The sequence below is a fragment of the Rahnella sp. ChDrAdgB13 genome, from assembly GCF_017655185.1.
Classification (GTDB): domain Bacteria; phylum Pseudomonadota; class Gammaproteobacteria; order Enterobacterales; family Enterobacteriaceae; genus Rahnella; species Rahnella contaminans.
In genome coordinates this window covers 209,602-227,895 of sequence record NZ_JAEMGT010000031.1, presented here as the reverse complement: position 1 = coordinate 227,895, position 18,294 = coordinate 209,602, and the positions used below count along the sequence as shown (strand labels likewise).

Genomic DNA, 18,294 nt, shown 5'->3' with positions numbered 1-18,294 from the left:
AAATGCAAAACGGCCCGATTCGGGCCGTTTTTTTTTGAATGCGAAAAGCGTTACCCCCGTCCGACCAGCGGCATCGCGCTGGCCATCACCGTCATGGTCATGGTCAGAACGTTGGTGCCCGGCGGCAATCCGGCCATAAAAGCCACGGCTTCACCGACGCGCTCCACCGCAATGACCGGCTCTTCGGCAATATGCCCGTCGGCCTGCATCCTGCCTGCCAGCGCTTTATTGCCCATATCCGTTGCGGCGTTGCCGACGTCAATCTGTCCGCACGCAATATTGAATGCGCGGCCATCAAGTGCCGTGGATTTGGTCAGGCCGGTAATGGCGTGTTTGCTGGCGGTATAAGGCGCGGAATTCGGACGCGGCGACAGCGCCGAAACAGAGCCGTTATTGATAATGCGGCCACCCTGCGGAGACTGCTGTTTCATCAGTTTGACCGCCGCCTGCGTACACAAAAATGCGCCGGTCAGATTGGTGTTGATCACCGAAAGCCAGTCTTCCACCGCAAGCTCATCAATGGGCACATCTTTCACGTTATTCCCGGCGTTATTAAACAATAAATCCAGCCGCCCGAAGGTTTCCTGAATATCTGCAAACAGCGCGGCGACCGACTGCGGGCTGGTGACATCCAGCTGACGCGCCACCGCTTGTCCCGGTGCAAACTGTGCCACGGCCTGCGCCAGTTTTTCCGTATTGCGCCCCGCCAGAATGACCGTAAACCCAATACCCGCCAGCGATTTCGCGGCGCTCAGCCCGATACCGCTGCCACCGCCGGTGACCAGTGCGATTTTGCTCATAATTTTCCTATACTAAACGGCGGCCAGCATGCCGCCATCGATAAAGAGTAAATGACCATTCACGAAATCTGACGCCCTGGAGGACAGATAAACCGCACCGCCGACCAGCTCTTCCGGGTTGCCCCAGCGCGCGGCTGGCGTGCGTTTGCACAGCCATTCGGAAAACTCTTTGTTATCGACCAGCGCCTGCGTCATGTCGGTTTTGAAATAGCCCGGCGCAATGCCGTTCACCTGAATATTGTAGCGCGCCAGTTCAACGCACATCCCTCGCGTCAGCATTTTCACCGCACCTTTAGAGGCAGCGTACGGCGTAATGGTGTCGCGGCCCAGCTCACTTTGCATCGAACCGATATTGATGATCTTGCCGCGCTCACGCTGGATCATGTAACGCGCAACTGCCTGCGACACCAGGAAAACAGACTTCTGATTCACCGCAATCACGTCGTCCCAGTCTTTTTCCGGGAAATCGGTAAATTTGTGGCGACGCTGGATCCCCGCGTTATTCACCAGCACATCAATCGGGCCAATGGCCTTTTCGATATGGTCTATCGCCTGATTCACTGCCTGGCTGTTCGTGACATCAAATGACACGGCGTGTGCGATAAACCCTTCCGCACGCAGCGCTTCAGCGGCCTTTTGTGTCGATTCCTGCTGCGTGCCGTTGACGATAATTTCCGCCCCGTGCTGCGCCAGCCCTTTCGCCAGCAGGAAACCCAGACCGCGCGTAGAACCGGTGACCAGAATCTTTTTATTATCCAGGGAGAAGAGATTTGTCATGACGTTGGCCTTATTAAAAAGCTGCTTATGAAAAGTTAGCCCCACTACAACGGTTTACCGGCGGCCAAACTGTGATGCAGATCACCTTGGAGGATGTTAAAAAACCCTGTTACTCCCGATGTGATCATCATCATTTTGATAACAATCTCCGGCGCTTTCTGTTTCAATAATCGGGTATATTTTGGGAAATAATCAGGGAAACCCGCATGAGAAACCAGCGCGTGACATTACAGGACATCGCCCAACTGGCGGATGTTACCAAGATGACGGTCAGCCGTTTTCTGCGCACGCCGGAAAAAGTCTCTCCTGAAACCCGCGAACGCATCACCAAAGTCATGGAAGAAGTCGGTTATCCGCTGGAAGAAGCCCGCGGACCGGCCAAAGCGCCGCGCATCGGCATTCTGGTGCCCTCTTTTAACAATCAGATTTTCTCCGATTTGCTGGCCGGTATTGAGTCCGTGACGTCCGCGCAGGGCTACCAGACGCTGGTGGTGAATTACGATTACAGCAAGGACCGCGAAGAAGAGCACATTATCAATCTGCTCGGTTATCAGCTGGCAGGGCTGATCCTCACGGATTCCGTGCATACGCTCAAAGCCGATAAGTATCTGAATGCGGCTGAAATTCCTGTCGCTCAGGTGATGGATCTCGACGATCAGAATGGCCGTATTGCGGTAGGTTTTGATAATCAGCAAGCCGGATATGACATGGCGAATACGCTGCTCGCCAGCGGCAAGGAGCATGCGGTGTATTTCGGTTCGATGTCAGACGCGCGTGACCAGAAACGCTATCAGGGCTACAGCCGGGCAATGACTGAACGCGGGCTGACGCCGGTGCATATCACCCCGAATAAGGTTTCATCGGTGTCTATCGGCGCCGGAATGTTATCGATGGCGCGCCAGCTGTATCCGCACACCAATGCAATTTTGTGTACCAACGACGATATTGCCGTCGGCGTGTTACAGGAATGTCTGAAACTGGGCATCCGCGTCCCGCAGGACATGGCGATTTCAGGTTTTCACGGGCTGGATATCGGGCTGGCGACCACGCCGTTGCTGGCCAGCGTTATTACACCGCGCTTTGAAATGGGCAAGGTTGTCGCCGAAATATTGCTTAAAAAAATCAAAAACCTGCCGACCATTGAGCGTGTCGATTTGCACTACCGGATTTCCCTCGGCGGCACGATTTAACGTGCCCTTTTCTGCTATTTCCTTCCTGTCATCCTGCATGCCAACTACGGTGCAGGATCACGTTGCAGGTAACACCTTTTCTTAACATAATTCAACGTGACACCTGTCACGAAATACTTTCCTCAAAATGCTTTTATTAGGTCATCGCCGGATACAAGCACACAGAGGAAAGACGATGAATAATAAAATTCCTAAGGCCCGCTGGTTACGTGTAATAGCCCCAATACTTATCGCCTGTATTATTTCCTTCATGGACAGGGTCAATATTAGTTTTGCCATGCCCGGCGGAATGGATGCCGAATTAGGTATCACCGCATCAATGGCCGGTCTGGCTGCCGGTATCTTCTTCATCGGGTATCTGTTTTTACAGGTGCCCGGCGGAAGCCTGGCGGTACACGGTAGCGGCCGTAAATTCATCGCCTGCTCGCTGATTGCGTGGGCGGTGATTTCCATTCTGACCGGCTTTATCACTAACCAGTATCAGCTGCTGTTCCTGCGTTTTGCGCTGGGTGTAGCGGAAGGCGGGATGTTGCCGGTGGTGCTGACGATGGTCAGCAACTGGTTCCCGGATAAAGAACGTGGCCGCGCCAATGCGTATGTGCTGATGTTCGCGCCGCTCGGCGGGATGATTACCGCGCCGCTGTCCGGCCTGATCCTGGATACGCTCGACTGGCGCTGGTTGTTCATCATCGAAGGGGCATTATCTTTCGTGGTGATGCTGTTCTGGTGGTTCACCATCAGCGACCGTCCGGAAGAAGCGAAATGGCTGTCTGAGCGCGAACGCGATTATCTGGTCACCGAATTAAACCGTGAACGCGAAGCACTGCGGGCGCTGGCACCGGTCAATAACGCGCCGCTCAAAGAGGTCTTTCGCAATAAATCTATCGTCAAACTGATTGTCATTAACTTCTTCTATCAGACCGGGATTTACGGCTACACGCTGTGGCTGCCGACTATCCTGAAAAACCTCACCGGCGGCGACATGAGTTCAGTCGGCATGCTGGCGATTATCCCTTATGTGGGCACCATGCTGGGGATCCTGGCGATGTCCGTGCTGTCCGATAAAACCGGCAAACGCCGCATGTTTATCGCCCTGCCGTTGTGCGGTTTCGCCGCCTGTCTGGCCGCATCCGTGGCGTTTGGTCACAATATTATGGCGGCCTACGGTTTTCTGGTCGGTGCAGGGTTCTTCCTGCAAGCCGCGACCAGCGCCTTCTGGACCATTCCGGGCAAAGTCACCACGCCGGAAGTGGCAGGCAGCGCACGCGGTGTGATTAACGGTCTGGGGAATCTGGGCGGTTTCTGCGGTCCGTATCTGGTCGGCGTGTTAGTCAGTCTGTACGGTCAGAGCACTGCGATTTATGCACTGGTCGCATCCCTGCTGATTGCCGCGCTGGTGACTACGCTGTTGCCGAAAGAGTGCGATATGGCGCTGATCCCAGGGGCAAAAGCCAAGGCCATGGCGGATGAATATGCCCGCGCCAAAAAAGCCCGCAAACTCCAGCAAATGGAAGCGCAGGGCGTGAACTGATTACTTTTGGATCCCCTGATGCCCGCCATATTCTGACGGGCATTTTTATTTAAGCCTTCAGGCTTCTTCCCGCGTAATAATTCCGTAGTGATGGAATTTATTCAGTACCGCTTCCATCGCTTCACCGGACAGAACCGGTACTTCCGGCGTCACCGGCAGCAGCATCAGATAAAGCCTCGCCAGCACTTCAACTTCCTGCGCCAGCCAGAGCGCTTTCTGCAAATTACTGCCGCAGGCAATCATTCCGTGGTGTTGCAGAAGAATCGCTTTGGATTGTCTGATCGCCGCTTCTGTATGATCAGACAACGCCTGCGACCCGAAAATCGCGTACGGCGCGCACGGGATCACCGTACTGCCGGTCGCCGCAATCATGTAATGAATGGCCGGAATGGGCCGGTTAAGAATGGAAACCGCCGTGCAATGTACCGCGTGGTTGTGAACAACGGCCTGTGCGTCGGGTCGTGCGCGAAAAATGGCCTGATGGAAACGCCATTCGCTGGACGGTGTTTTGGCCGGATCGTGTCTGCCGTCTTCGCTGACCTCGACAATCTGCCGTGGCGTCAGCTCCTCATACGGGATCCCGGTTGGCGTAATCAGCATTCCGTCGCCATAACGCACGCTGACATTGCCGGACGTTCCCTGATTCAGCCCCATGCGCGTCATTTGCAGGCAGGTTTCTATAATTTGTTCAGCCAGCTGTTCTCTTTTCATGTTTGCCCCGTCGGTTTTGGTCTGCGTATTGTTGGTTTCTGTCACTTTATTTTGTAACGCAGGCGGCGCTGACCGGTGACCGGGCGGTAAAAATGTGACTGGCTTCTGATTATCCCGTATTCAGGGAACGATTCGCGCAAACCGCCACGCATTGGCGTGTCCGTTTCAGCGCAAAATGTTAAAAACGGTCAATCGGGATTGCCGTCATTGCCGGGAGAAAAATAAAAAATGAAAGCTGTGCGTCATCAGGCCATCCTGCAACTGATCCGCGAAACGGGCAGCCAGAGCACGGAAAATCTGGCCAGCCATTTACAGGTCAGCAGGGAAACCATCCGCCGCGACTTGCAGGAATTACAAACGCAGGGCCAGCTGATCCGCCGCCACGGCTGGGCGAAGATCGTTAAACGGGAAACGCAGGACAGCGGGGATTCTTTCCGCGTCCGGCAAAAAAGCCATCAGAGCCGGAAAGCGGACATTGCCCGGCAGGCGCTGTCGTGGATTGATGAAGGAATGGTGATTGCGCTCGATGCCAGCTCGACCTGCTGGTCGCTGGCGCGGCAGTTGCCGGATATCGGCATCACCGTGTTTACCAACAGCGCCCGCGTGTGCCGGGAACTGTCCAAACGCCAGAATATTCAGCTCATCAGCTCCGGCGGCCGGCTTCTGCGCAAATACGACTGTTACGTAAATCCGGCGCTGTTCTCACAGCTGAAAACGCTGGAAATCGATCTGTTTCTGTTTTCCTGCGAGGCGGTGGACGCCGCTGGCGCTATCTGGGATTCCAACGACAGCAATGCGGAATACAAAATCGCCCTGCTCCGGCGCGCGGCGCAAAGCCTTTTATTACTTGATAAAAGTAAACTGAACCGGACCAGTGAAGTTCAGATTGGGCATCTTGACGATGTCACTCAGGTCATTTCCGACCTGAGTGATGCACAGCAGCGAAACGAAAAACCTTAGTCGGCCAGCGCATGCGCCGTGACTTTCGCCGGACGGCTGGCGTAGAGATACAGCAACGTGGCGGCAATGACGCAAAACGCCATCGAACCGACCATCGGCCAGGCGCTTTTAGCGGTAAACAGCGAAAGCACGGAACCCATTGCCGCACCGGTGCCAAAACGAATCGTTCCGGCCAGAGAGGCCGCGGTACCCGCCATGTGCGGGAAATCATCCATGATGACCGCCATCGCGTTGGAGGTCACCATCGCAATCACGCCCACATAGCCCGCCACACCAATCACCATCGCCCAGAACGGCAGCCCGAACGCGCACACCACCAGCAGCCAGATGCCCATCGTCAGCTGAACAAACAGGCCGAAACGGAACATTTTCACCGCGCCCGCACGGCGCACGTTGCGGCTGTTAATCAGCGTCAGGATCACCAGCGCCACGATGTTCAGCGCAAAGTAGAAACCGAAATGCTGCGGCGAAACGTGATTGAGTTCAATGTAAACAAACGGTCCGGCGCTGAGGAAAGAGAACATTCCGGCGAACGAGAAACCACTCGCCAGCATGTAGCTCAATACGCGCTTGTGGCGGAACAGGGAGACGAAATTGCCAACGGTGGTGCGCAGATGGAATTTTTGCCGCCGCTCTTTGGGCAGCGTTTCCTTGATGTAAACGCCCACCAGCGTGGCGGCGATTAACGCTGCAATCGCCATCGCCCAGAAAATCGCGTGCCAGCTGAAAATCGCCATCAGCAGACCGCCGAGCATCGGTGCGAGCAGCGGCGCAACGGTCATCACCAGCACCACAAAAGACATCATTCGCGAGAATTCATCTTTGGTGAACATGTCGCGCATCAGCGCGTTGATGACCACACTGGCCGCTGCCGCCGCTAAACCGTGCAAGAAACGCATCCACACCAGCTGTTCGACAGACTGCGCAAGCGCACAGGCACCGGCCGCCACAGCAAAGATAAGCACGCCCCAGAAGATAACCGGCTTACGCCCGAGGCTGTCGGCCATCGGTCCGTAAAACAGCTGCCCTATCGCAAAACCCAGCACGTACGCGCTGAGCGTCATTTGCACACTGCCCGCCGGAACACCATATTCCTGCGCAATAACGGGCATGCTTGGCAGATACATATCGATAGCCAAAGGCATCAGCATCGATATCAATCCCAGGATGAAAATCAGTCCGATGTGGGATACCGGTTTTTCTTGCACTTTCAGCTGCTCCAGTTAACAGAAAAAACTATCGCGAAGGAACGCCAACGCTGGCAATTTCCTGCTCAGTTAAAGGCCGGTACTGGCCCGGTTCCAAATCTTCATCCATCACGATTTCGCCGATCCGCTCACGGTGCAGCGCGACCACGCGGTTACCGACTGCCGCAAACATACGTTTCACCTGATGGTAACGGCCTTCGCTGATGGTCAGACGCACAAGATTCTCTTCGATTTGCTCGAGTTTGGCCGGTTTGGTCAGGGAATCTTCATTGTGCAGCTGTACGCCCGCTTCAAACTGCGCGGCGGTGTCGTCAGCCAGCGGATTTTCGAGCGTAACCAGATAGGTTTTCTCGCAATGATGGCGCGGCGAAGTGATGCGGTGCGACCACTGGCCGTCATCGGTCATCAACACCAGACCGGTGGTATCGATATCCAGACGCCCTGCGGCATGAAGCTTGTACGCCACCGGCTCTTCGAGGAAGTACAGAACGGTCGGATGATCCGGATCATCAGTGGAACACACGTAACCCTGCGGCTTGTTAAGCATGAAATAACGCGGGCCGGTGATGAGATCCAGCACATTGCCGTCGAACTCGACGCGCTGTTCAGCGCTGATTTTCATCGAGCCGGTTTTGACGATTTCGCCGTCAACGGTGACACGTTTGTTGCGCAGCTCACGTAAAACGAGCGCACGGCTTACACCTAATTGCTGAGATAGAAACTTGTCCAGACGCATTGGATAGTCTTGCCTTCATGGCGATCTGAGTGATCGCGTTACTGATAAAACACAAGACCCCGCCGCTGCAACAGGGCAACTGACAGGGTTCAGGGTTGTTCGATTCGTAATACTTTCAGTTCGTATAGCTGCAACGAGTGATTATTACTTCGAGGGGGCAGATTCACTGCCGCATTGAGCGCAAGAGTATAGCTGTGCTTGGCGGCGCATCCTAGGAGGAAGAGGAAAAATAAGCAGGCTAAACATTCACGGCAGGTGATTTGATTGCAGATCGCCATGAAGAGGATTTCTTGGCATACTTCACCACTGTAGTTATTAACAGTGATCATTAATAACAAACTTTTTTAATAAGTCAGTCTGAGGTGATTCTCCCCGTGACCGCTTTTACCCTTCGTCCCTATCAGCAGGAAGCCGTTGACGCTACGCTGCGTCATTTCCGCCAGCACGATGAACCGGCGGTGATCGTATTGCCTACCGGTGCCGGAAAAAGCCTGGTGATTGCCGAGCTGGCAAGGGTGGCGCGCGGGCGCGTGCTGGTTCTGGCGCACGTCAAAGAACTGGTCGCGCAGAATCACAGCAAATATCTTTCTTACGGGCTGGAAGCGGATATCTTCGCGGCGGGCCTGAATCTCAAACAAAGCAGCGGTAAAGTGGTGTTCGGCAGCGTGCAGTCCGTTGCGCCCAATCTGGCAGAATTCAGCGGTGAGTTTTCCCTGCTGATTGTCGACGAGTGCCACCGAATTTCCGACGACGATAATAGCCAGTACCAGCAAATTATCGGCCATCTTAAAGCGCAAAACCCGCGTCTGCGGCTGCTCGGGCTGACGGCAACGCCCTATCGTCTGGGCAAAGGCTGGATTTATCAGTATCACCATCAGGGCATTGTGCGCGGCGATTCCAACAGCCTGTTCCGCGATTGTATTTACGAACTGCCACTGCGTTACATGATTAAAAACGGCTTTCTGGTGCCGCCGGAACGGCTCGATATGCCGGTCGTCAGCTACGATTTCAGCCGGTTGCAGGCCAACAGCAACGGGCTGTTCAGCGAGGCGGATCTTAACGATGAGTTGCGTCAGCAAAAACGCATCACGCCGCACATCATCAGCCAGATTGTTGAGTTCGCGCACGACCGCAAAGGTGTGATGATTTTTGCCTCAACGGTGGAACACGCCGGTGAAATTTTCGGTTTGCTGCCCAAAGGCGAAGCGGCGCTGATCAGCGCGCAAACCCACGCCGTCGAACGCGACCGGCTGATCACCGCCTTTAAGCAGCAGGAACTGCGCTACCTGGTGAACGTCTCGGTGCTGACCACCGGCTTTGACGCGCCGCATGTGGATCTGATTGCCATTTTACGCCCGACCGAATCCGTCAGCCTTTATCAGCAGATTGTCGGGCGCGGGCTGCGTCTGTCGCCGGGCAAAACGGATTGCCTGATCCTCGATTACGCCGGAAATCCGCATGACCTGTTTACGCCGGAGGTGGGCAGTCACAAACCGGCGGGCGACAACAAACCGGTGCAGGTTTTCTGCCCGGCCTGCGGTTTCGCCAATATCTTCTGGGGCAAAACCACCGAAGACGGCACGGTTATAGAACATTTTGGCCGCCGCTGTCAGGGCGTGCTGGAAGATGACGACGGCAACCGCGAGCAGTGTGATTTCCGTTTCCGCTTCAAAAGCTGCCCGCACTGCGGCGCGGAAAACGATATTGCGGCGCGGCGCTGTCATCAGTGTCAGGAAATTCTGGTCGACCCGGACGATATGCTGAAAGCCGCGCTGCGCCTGAAAGATGCGCTGGTCTTACGCTGCGGCGGCATGAACCTTGAACACGGGCGCGACGACAAAGGCGAATGGCTGAAAATCACCTATTACGATGAGGATGGCGCGGACGTTTCCGAGCGTTTCCGCCTGCAAACGCCCGCCCAGCGGATGGCTTTTTTGCATAATTTCCTGCGTCCGCATCAGCGCGCACCGGGCGTGCCGCTGGAATGGAAGTCCGCCGCCGATATCGTGGCGCAGCAGGTTTTACTGCGTCATCCGGATTTTGTTGTCGCGCGGATGAAAGGCCAGTTCTGGCAGGTGCGCGAGAAAATGTTCGATTATGAAGGGCGTTACCGGCGCGCCAATGAGCTGCGCGGGTGAGTAAATAACCTGAAACCGGCTATTTATATTGCTGCAACTGCCCTGCTCCGGTATCATACCGCCCGCTTTCGCCTTGTGTGGAAGCTTGTAGTACTCAACTCGTCACTCGGTCGCAGGTGGCGGGGCAAACTTTTTTATATATAGAGAAACATACATGTTCACTATCAATGTAGAAGTACGTCCACAGGACGAGCAGGGCAAAGGTGCGAGCCGCCGCCTGCGTACAGAAAACAAATTCCCAGCTATCGTTTACGGTGGCTCAGCTGCTCCGGTTTCTATCAAACTGGACCATGATTCTGTTAAGAACATGGAAGTTAAAGCGGAGTTCTACTCTGAAGCTATTACTCTGGTTATCGACGGTAAAGAAACCAAAGTTAAAGTTCAGGCTGTACAGCGTCACCCGTTCAAGCCAAAACTGGCTCACATCGACTTCGTTCGCGTTTAATCGCTGACTGAGTTGTTGCGCATCGGGACGCCGTGCGAGAACAAATAAAAAACACCGCCCCGGCGGTGTTTTTTATTGGCTGCGATCCAGGTTTTATTTGCCGGACTTTCGCTGCAACTGATCCCGCAGGTTCGGCGGCGTGCCTTTAATGGTCAGCGTATCGGTCGCCGGATCCCAGAAAATACGTTCGCCCATTAACATCGCATCGAAGTTAATACTCAGGCCACCGCCGCTGCCGGCAAATTTGGTCAGCTGGCGAAGCGTGCTGCGATCGGCCGGGAACGTTTCTTCCAGCTGATAACCTTGTTCCTGCGTGAATTCTTTGAATTTCTTGTCATTCCAGGGCGGCAGCTCTTCGGATAAATCATCCAGCGCAATTTCTTCGCCGGCCTGCAACTGCTCGTTGCAGTAGGTGTACACCTGCTGACGATAGTTCTGGCGCTCGTTTTTATCGAGCTGCGCTTCAGTACAGAAATCATCTACCGCCTGCAACAAACCGCGGTTTTGCGCTTTGGTATCCAGGCCTTCAGAAGCGCCCAGGAAATCCATGAAGAAGTCAGAAACTTTGCGCCCGACGCGGCCTTTCAGAAACGTCAGGTAGCGGGAAGATTCAGGATTGGTTTCCCATTCGGTCAGATCAATACGCGCCACGATATCGGCGTGATTGATATCCAGATAATGGATGCTGCTGACGTCGAGCTGTTCGTTGACGCGCATGCTGCTGCGGCTGTTAAGCACCGCAACCAGCAAATACTCCACGGCCAGGAAACGGTAATGACAAAACAGCACCACGCCGCCTTCTGCGAACGGGTATTTTGCCAGCTCATCACGAAGACGTCCGGTCGCGGCACGGCTGAATGACAGGAAATCGTCGTCCCCTTTACGGCAACTGCGCAGCGCCGCTGACAGTTCGCTGGCTTCGTTGAACAGGCCATAGGCTTTGCTTTTCGCGCTGTAAACACGGTGCAGTTCAGCCATCATTTCATCAACGGCGGCATTCGGGGTCAAAAGCGTATCGCGCAGCACAACATCCAGCGTTTGCTCATCACGTTTATTCAACTGGTGCAGAGCGATCTGCTCAATATCCAGACTCATGGGGACTTTCTCCTGTAAGAATTGCAGCCGTGTAAGAAGGGTCTGCCTGCGGGGCGTATTCAAACACCGAAGCGCTAAAGCCGCAACCTGTTCCAGCCCCTGAAATACTGATTCACAGATACGATCACGACCCCGACACGCCCCCCGTTATAAAAATGCGGAAAGTGGTGGCGTGATCGGCTAAGATATTGGACTTTGTCAGATCAAGAAGCACATTACTCTATGGCACAATCATCCCGTTACAGTGACGAACACGTTGAACAGATCCTTTCCGAGCTGGCAACTGTTCTGGAAAAACACCGCGCCCCGACCGACCTTTCTTTGATGGTCCTGGGCAATATGGTGACAAACCTTATTAACACCAGCGTCGCTCCTGCACAACGCAAAGCATTGTCCCAATCTTTTGCTAAAGCTTTGCAAGCGTCGATAAGAGAAGATAAAGCCCATTAATTCACTCATTGCCCAGACCCTCTCATGGTGACAAATAGTCAGCGCTATCGCGAAAAAGTTTCCCAGATGATCAGCTGGGGCCACTGGTTCGCCCTCTTCAATATCCTGTTGATTCTTGGGCTAGGCAGCCGCTACCTGTTTGTTTCTGACTGGCCTTCCTCTCTGGAAGGGCGTATTTACGCGCTGGTCAGCTGGCTTGGGCATTTCAGCTTTATCGGTTTTGCCGCCTACTTACTGATTATCTTCCCGCTGACGTTCGTGGTGATGTCGCAACGGTTGTTGCGATTCTTATCCGCGATACTGGCAACTGCCGGGCTGACGCTGATTCTGGTCGACACCGAAGTGTTTACCCGCTTCCACCTGCATATTAATCCGGTGGTCTGGGAACTGGTCGTTAACCCGGGTCAGGGCGAAATGGCGCGCGACTGGCAGCTGATGTTTATTGCCGTGCCGGTCATTTTCCTGCTCGAAATGTTATTCGGCACCTGGGCGTGGCAAAAGCTGCGCAGCCTGAACCGCCGTAATTTCGCCAAGCCAATCGTTGTGCTGTTTATCGTGAGCTTCTTTGCGTCGCACCTGATGTACATCTGGGCGGATGCAAATTTCTATCGTCCGATTACCATGCAGCGCGCGAATCTTCCGCTGTCGTATCCGATGACGGCGCGTAAATTCCTCGAAAAACACGGTCTGCTGAATGCCGAGGAATACCAGAAGCGACTGATTGAGCAAGGGAATCCGGAAGCGCTGGCGGTGGAATATCCGCTTAACAGCATCAGTTTCGCCAAAACCGGCTCGAAATATAACCTGCTGATGGTCGTGCTCGACGGCGTGCATGAAGCGACGCTCGATCAGGACATGCCTGCGCTGGCCGATTTCGCCAAGCACAATATTCGTTTTGACCAGCATTTCAGCTCCGGCAACCGTAATGACACCGGCCAGTTTAGCCTGTTCTACGGAATTTCGCCGACCTATATGCAGGGCATTCTGGCCGCACGTAAACCTTCTGCGCTGGTGACATCGCTGGAGCAACAAGGTTACGAATTTGGTCTGTTTGCTTCGGACGGCTTTGACAGCCCGCTGTACCGTCAGGCTCTGCTGACCGATTTCACCCTGCCTGCGCCTGTAAAACAGTCGGATGCACAAACCGTTTCTCAGTGGCAGCAATGGCTGAATGTGCGCGGCAACGGTCCGTGGTTCTCGTACGTCAACCTGAATGGCATCAGCACCTCATTGCGTCAGGACGGCGACAGCGTACCGGTCGGAAATACGTTTATTCATCGCTATCAGCACGGCGCGCAAAGCGTTGATCAGCAAATTGCGGTCATGCTGCAATCGCTGAAAGATCGCGGCGATCTCGATAAAACCGTGGTGGTGATTACCGCTTCGCACGGTATCGAGTTTAACGAGAACGGCACCTGGGGTTCGGGTAACGCGATGAACCGCCGCCAGTTGCAGGTTCCGCTGATTATCCACTGGCCGGGCACACCGGCTCAGAGTATCAGCAAGCTTACCGATCACGCGGATGTAATGACCACGCTGATGCAGCGTCTGCTTCACGTCACCACGTCACCGGCAGATTATTCGCAGGGCGAGGATTTGTTTGCCGCGAAACGCCGTCACAACTGGGTCACGACCAGCGACGACGGAACGCTGGTGATCACCACGCCAGACCAGACGCTTGAGCTGGAAAGCGACGGGGATTACCGCGCCTTCGATAATAACGGTAAACGGATTAAAGATCAGAAGCCGGAACTTGGCCTGCTGTTACAGGTTCTGACCGACGAAAAACGCTTCCTGGCCAATTAATCGTTTTGCAGGACACCTGAAAAACCAACCTTAACCGGTTGGTTTTTTTATGGAATCATCCCTTCCGCGTCCCGTCAAAATCCCCTTCAGTTTATTTGACCTTCTTTTTGAAAATTATGTCGTTTATGAACTCATACAAAACCGCTACGGTAAGTTCATCAACAATAATAACGTTATCGGAGTACAGCCATCGTGTCGGGACTGGTCAACGGAAAATGGGTAAGCGGCGACGTCGCTAAAGAAGAAATTAAAAACGGCGCCTTTCATCGCGAGGAAACCGCGTTTCGTGAAACACACATCGAGCCGCAGGCAGGCCGTTATCAGCTTTTCGTTTCTTATCTTTGCCCGTGGGCTTCGCGAACCCTGATATTCCGTCATCTGAAAGGGCTGGAAAAGTTTATTTCCGTTTCCATCGCACAACCGGTCATTGGCGAAAATGGCTGGACGTTCGACGAGCCTCAGGATGCCGGAGATAAAATCCCGGCCATCCGCCACGTTCATGAGCTTTATACCGCCAGCGATGCACATTACACCGGCAAAGTTTCTGTACCCGTTTTGTGGGATCGCCAGGCAGGTCGCATCGTGAACAACGAATCAGCCGACATCATCCGCATCCTTAACCACACTTTCGACGCCCTCAACGGCAATCAGGATGATTTCTACCCTGCCCCGCTGCGCGAGGAAATCGACCGCTGGAACGAAATTATTTATCACGACGTCAATAACGGCGTGTACAAAACCGGCTTTGCGAAAACGCAGGAAAGCTACGACGTGGCCGTCACCCGGCTTTTCAGCACACTTGATATGCTGGAAGCCCATTTAGACAGCCACCGTTATATCGCCGGGGAGTACCTCACCGAAGCCGACTGGCGTTTGTTCGTTACGCTGGTGCGGTTCGACAGCGCATATCACGGCGCTTTCAAATGCAATATCCGCCGTATTGAAGACTATCCTAATCTTTCAAATTATTTGCGTGAACTCTATCAGTGGCCGGGGATCAGTGACACCGTCAATCTGGCGGACATCAAACAAGGCTATTACGGAATTCTGTGGCTGAACCCGACCGGAATTGTCCCGGCGGGCCCGGAACTGGATTTACGACGCGCCCATAACCGTGAACGGCTGGACAGTCTGGGCATCATCCAGAAACTACGCTAAAAATTGCTTGGACCCGCAAAGATAACACTGTATATTTCAACAGTTATTTTTCTCCCCCAGCCAGAAAACGAGGAAAGCTATGCGGGTCGAACTGATTTTTGACAAACGGAATGTCTCAAGGATCCCAAATGCCAGTGAAAAAATTGAGGCAGAACTGGTTAAGCGGGTACACCGCATGTTCCCTGACGCTGAAGTAAAAGTGAAACCGATGCAGGCCAACGGGCTGAATACGCACGGAGCCAGCAAGCAGGAACGTTCGCAATTAAACCAAATGCTGGAAGAAATGTTTGAAGAAGCCGACGAATGGCTTTCGGTCGAGTAAAAAGGTGCGTCTCGGTTGCACTTGGTTACAAAGAGCAATTGAATTAAACAACCCATAGCTATCGCTTAATATAAGATGTGAACGTTATATAAATTCATTATCTTTCAGAGCGATGAGCCGCCGTTTTATCGGGCACAGTCTGGATTAATTTCATCCGGCTAACTGCCTTCGCGTCATCGCTTTTCGCTTCAAACGCGTCAACGACTTTGCGAAACAGCCATGCCACCGAGCCCAAGAAAATCCAGCGCCCAACCTCATTTTTACACCAAGCGCTTTGCGCTGATCTGTCTCGGCATTGTCTGCTGTCTGGCACTTCTGCTGGGCCGCGTAGGCTATTTACAGCTGCTCAATCAGCCCATGCTGGAAAAAGAAGCGGATTCGCGTTCACTGCGTTCCAGCATTATTCCCGCCGGGCGCGGCACGATTGCCGACCGCAACGGGCACCCTCTTGCGCTCAGTGTGGCGTCAAAAGATATTATTGCTGATCCGTTCCGTATTCTGGAACTACACAGCGACCTCAACAGCCCGAAATGGCAATATCTGGCTTCTGCGCTGAATGTCCCGCTTTCGCAATTACAGCAAACCATCAACAGTGATCCGCAGCGCCGTTTCGTTTATCTCGGTCGAAAAATCGAAGAAGGGATTGCCGGTGATATTGGCCAGTTGCACCTTGGCGGTGTCTCCAGCCAAAACGACGACAGCCGCTATTATCCGATGAGTGAAGCCGCAGCAAACCTCGTCGGCGTGGTCGGTACTGATAACGAAGGCCTTAATGGCATCGAAAAAGGTTTTAATGCCTTGTTGCAGGGCAAACCCGGCATGCGCGAATACCGTCAGGATCGCCACGGCAACGTCATCGGGATTTTGAAAGAAGTCGCACCGCAACAGCCGCCGACCATTAACCTGAGTATCGACAGCTTTATGCAGTACGTGTTGTATTCGCGGCTGCGTGAAGGCGTATTGCTCAACCAGGCAGAATCCGGAGCTGCCGTGCTGGTCGACGTGAGCACCGGTGAAATTTTGGGGATGGCCTCCTTCCCGTCTTACAACCCGAATAACTACGCGGGCGTTCAGCCTAAAGACATGCGTAACGTCGCCATCAGCGACAGTTTTGAACCCGGTTCGACGGTCAAACCGCTGGTGGTCATGGCCGGTCTGGCGCGCCGTATGATTCGCCCGGATTCCGTGCTCGATACCCATCCGTACACCGTTAACGGTCACCTGATTAAAGACGTTGGGCACTGGCCAGCGCTGACCATTACCGGCATCTTGCAAAAATCCAGCGACATCGCGGTATCACACATTGCACTTGCGATGCCTGCCAACGTGCTGGTTCAGCTTTATCAGTCGTTCGGGCTGGGTAAAGCCACTGATTTAGGGATCGGCGGCGAAAGCAGCGGTTACTTCCCGGCGCACCGTGACCGCTGGGCTGACATCGAACGCGCCACGTTCTCCTTCGGCTACGGCCTGCGCGTCACGCCGCTGCAAATCGCCCGTGAATATGCCACCATCGGCGCGGAAGGTATTTACCGTCCGCTGTCGATAACCAAGGTTACGCCTCCGGTACTGGGCACCCGCGTGATGTCCGCCGATGTGGTCAGGACGGTCATTCATATGATGGAAAGTGACGCCCTGCCCGGCGGCTCCGGCCTCAGTGCGGCGGTGCCCGGCTACCGTTTAGCGATTAAAACCGGTACTGCCGAAAAAATGGGAGCCAGCGGCAAATACGATGGCGGTTACATCAACTACACCGCCGGTGTTGCACCGGCCAGTAATCCGCGCGTGGCGCTGGTTGTTATGGTCAACAACCCGCAGGCCGGTAAACACTTCGGTGGCTCGGTAGCGGGCCCGATATTCGGACATATCATGGGCGAAATTCTTAACCACATGAACATTGCGCCGGATGCGCTGGTGCCGGAAACACCGCCAACGACCGTTATCAATGGCGGTCAGAAAACGGATCTGGTGCGTAGACCGGCGACTGATGGTTAAACGAAGCGTAGAAAAATAGCGAAAAAACGCTGACACGCTGGATCTCACCGAAAGAAGCGGTTAACGTGCGGATGTTTTGTCAGTTGAAGTCCACGCGGAGGAAGAGCAGCGCGCTCTGTCAGAAAAAAATGAAACGGCTTCTTATCGTTTTTATCGTTTTTGTCGCGGTTTGTCTGGGCGTTATTGCCCTCAATATGCAGGGTAGCGGCCCCTGGTAAACAGCGTTCACGAGGGAGAAATCACTGTGCCAACCGGTAAGAACTTCGTCATTTTGATCGTTCTTATTCTCGTCGGGATTGTTGTGGTTGACGATGGCATAGCGCGGTTAATTCACTGGATCCTGCTACGTTAACATGATGGCCCGCCAGACGACGCGCGTCGTTCTGCCCACCGGGCCATTTCTGCAAGTTGTCTGCTCCGCCATCAACTGAGCAACACCTGCCACGCCATCATGGCGAAGTCGTGTATAATAGCGGTATTCAACCTTAATACAGACTGGTTATGGCTCAAGACATTCATATCGCTATCGTCTGCGCACTCAGCAAATGGATTGAAGGCCATCTTGGTCGCGTCATCCATCTTGAAGAACTGGCTGAGTATTCAGGCTATTCGCTTTGGCACATGCAAAAATTATTTAAAGAATCGACAGGCATTTCTCTGGGGAAGTACATCAGGGAACGCCGTCTGGCGAGCGCTGTTTATCAGCTGAGCAGCAGTGAAACCCCGATTTTCGATATCGCGATGGATTTCGGGTTTGGCTCACAGTCGCATTTTACCTACATGTTCCGTAAGCGTTTTAACATCACGCCTCATGAATTTCGCCAAAACCCGAACATCGAACTCGACGTTTCTCCCCCGCTTCATCTGATCCATCAGAAATCAGCCTGAGAATCGTAGCCTTACAGTGACAAAAAACGCGGCCATCAGAGGCCGCGTTCTTTTACTGCTTTTTTGACTGCTTGTACTCAAGTCTTG

The 18,294-nt window shown here is 53.9% G+C and carries 17 protein-coding genes; 11 read left to right on the top strand and 6 right to left on the bottom strand.

Annotation, left to right across the window (positions count from 1 at the left end; all coding sequences use genetic code 11):
- Positions 1 to 50: 50 nt before the first annotated feature.
- Both J8X26_RS11245 and idnO read right to left on the bottom strand, forming a co-directional pair.
- On the bottom strand, positions 51 to 800 hold the full coding sequence (locus J8X26_RS11245) for an SDR family oxidoreductase (RefSeq protein WP_208950919.1): 750 nt from the start codon (positions 798 to 800) through the stop codon (positions 51 to 53).
- Positions 801 to 812: 12 nt separating this feature from the next.
- Entirely contained in the window at positions 813 to 1,577 is a 765-nt protein-coding gene (gene idnO, locus J8X26_RS11240) for a gluconate 5-dehydrogenase (protein ID WP_152324325.1), read from the bottom strand.
- Between the two features lie 206 nt (positions 1,578 to 1,783).
- Between idnO and J8X26_RS11235 the strand changes: the two genes are divergently transcribed.
- Positions 1,784 to 2,767, top strand: a complete 984-nt coding sequence (locus J8X26_RS11235; protein ID WP_208950918.1) for a LacI family DNA-binding transcriptional regulator — start codon at positions 1,784 to 1,786, stop codon at positions 2,765 to 2,767.
- Positions 2,768 to 2,942: 175 nt separating this feature from the next.
- Positions 2,943 to 4,298 (top strand): MFS transporter, encoded by a 1,356-nt coding sequence (locus J8X26_RS11230; RefSeq protein ID WP_165058233.1) that lies wholly within the window; start codon positions 2,943 to 2,945, stop codon positions 4,296 to 4,298.
- A 57-nt stretch (positions 4,299 to 4,355) separates the two neighbouring features.
- Here the strand turns inward: J8X26_RS11230 and J8X26_RS11225 are convergent, their stop codons facing one another.
- A complete protein-coding gene (locus tag J8X26_RS11225) occupies positions 4,356 to 5,009 on the bottom strand; it encodes an L-fuculose-phosphate aldolase (protein WP_208950917.1) in 654 nt (217 codons plus the stop codon).
- Positions 5,010 to 5,237: 228 nt separating this feature from the next.
- Between J8X26_RS11225 and fucR the strand changes: the two genes are divergently transcribed.
- Entirely contained in the window at positions 5,238 to 5,969 is a 732-nt protein-coding gene (gene fucR, locus J8X26_RS11220) for an L-fucose operon activator (protein ID WP_208950916.1), read from the top strand.
- Here the strand turns inward: fucR and J8X26_RS11215 are convergent.
- Both J8X26_RS11215 and rsuA read right to left on the bottom strand, forming a co-directional pair.
- Positions 5,966 to 7,177, bottom strand: a complete 1,212-nt coding sequence (locus J8X26_RS11215; protein WP_208950915.1) for a Bcr/CflA family multidrug efflux MFS transporter — start codon at positions 7,175 to 7,177, stop codon at positions 5,966 to 5,968. The two genes, fucR and J8X26_RS11215, sit on opposite strands and share 4 nt — an antisense overlap.
- A 28-nt stretch (positions 7,178 to 7,205) precedes the next feature.
- On the bottom strand, positions 7,206 to 7,913 hold the full coding sequence (gene rsuA, locus J8X26_RS11210; protein ID WP_152324331.1) for a 16S rRNA pseudouridine(516) synthase RsuA: 708 nt from the start codon (positions 7,911 to 7,913) through the stop codon (positions 7,206 to 7,208).
- Positions 7,914 to 8,287: 374 nt separating this feature from the next.
- On the opposite strand from rsuA, the gene J8X26_RS11205 reads away from it, so the two are divergent.
- Positions 8,288 to 10,051, top strand: a complete 1,764-nt coding sequence (locus tag J8X26_RS11205) for a DEAD/DEAH box helicase (protein WP_165058247.1) — start codon at positions 8,288 to 8,290, stop codon at positions 10,049 to 10,051.
- A 154-nt stretch (positions 10,052 to 10,205) separates the two neighbouring features.
- Entirely contained in the window at positions 10,206 to 10,496 is a 291-nt protein-coding gene (gene rplY / locus J8X26_RS11200; RefSeq protein ID WP_095922802.1) for a 50S ribosomal protein L25, read from the top strand.
- 93 nt (positions 10,497 to 10,589) lie between these two features.
- Here the strand turns inward: rplY and yejK are convergent, their stop codons facing one another.
- Positions 10,590 to 11,591, bottom strand: coding sequence for a nucleoid-associated protein YejK (gene yejK / locus J8X26_RS11195; protein ID WP_208950914.1), 1,002 nt, complete (start codon positions 11,589 to 11,591; stop codon positions 10,590 to 10,592).
- Between the two features lie 222 nt (positions 11,592 to 11,813).
- Between yejK and J8X26_RS11190 the strand changes: the two genes are divergently transcribed.
- The 6 genes from J8X26_RS11190 to J8X26_RS11165 all read left to right on the top strand — a co-directional run bounded on the left by J8X26_RS11190 (position 11,814) and on the right by J8X26_RS11165 (position 18,207).
- Complete coding sequence (locus J8X26_RS11190) at positions 11,814 to 12,041, top strand: YejL family protein (RefSeq protein ID WP_104921319.1); 228 nt, start codon at positions 11,814 to 11,816, stop codon at positions 12,039 to 12,041.
- A gap of 24 nt (positions 12,042 to 12,065) precedes the next feature.
- Positions 12,066 to 13,847, top strand: a complete 1,782-nt coding sequence (yejM, locus tag J8X26_RS11185) for an LPS biosynthesis-modulating metalloenzyme YejM (RefSeq protein WP_208950913.1) — start codon at positions 12,066 to 12,068, stop codon at positions 13,845 to 13,847.
- Between the two features lie 192 nt (positions 13,848 to 14,039).
- On the top strand, positions 14,040 to 15,005 hold the full coding sequence (locus J8X26_RS11180) for a glutathione S-transferase family protein (RefSeq protein ID WP_208950912.1): 966 nt from the start codon (positions 14,040 to 14,042) through the stop codon (positions 15,003 to 15,005).
- Between the two features lie 79 nt (positions 15,006 to 15,084).
- Positions 15,085 to 15,327 (top strand): DinI family protein, encoded by a 243-nt coding sequence (locus tag J8X26_RS11175; protein ID WP_152324336.1) that lies wholly within the window; start codon positions 15,085 to 15,087, stop codon positions 15,325 to 15,327.
- A gap of 219 nt (positions 15,328 to 15,546) precedes the next feature.
- Positions 15,547 to 17,319 (top strand): penicillin-binding transpeptidase domain-containing protein, encoded by a 1,773-nt coding sequence (locus J8X26_RS11170; protein WP_152324337.1) that lies wholly within the window; start codon positions 15,547 to 15,549, stop codon positions 17,317 to 17,319.
- Between the two features lie 501 nt (positions 17,320 to 17,820).
- Positions 17,821 to 18,207 (top strand): helix-turn-helix domain-containing protein, encoded by a 387-nt coding sequence (locus J8X26_RS11165; protein ID WP_104921314.1) that lies wholly within the window; start codon positions 17,821 to 17,823, stop codon positions 18,205 to 18,207.
- Positions 18,208 to 18,294: the final 87 nt, after the last annotated feature.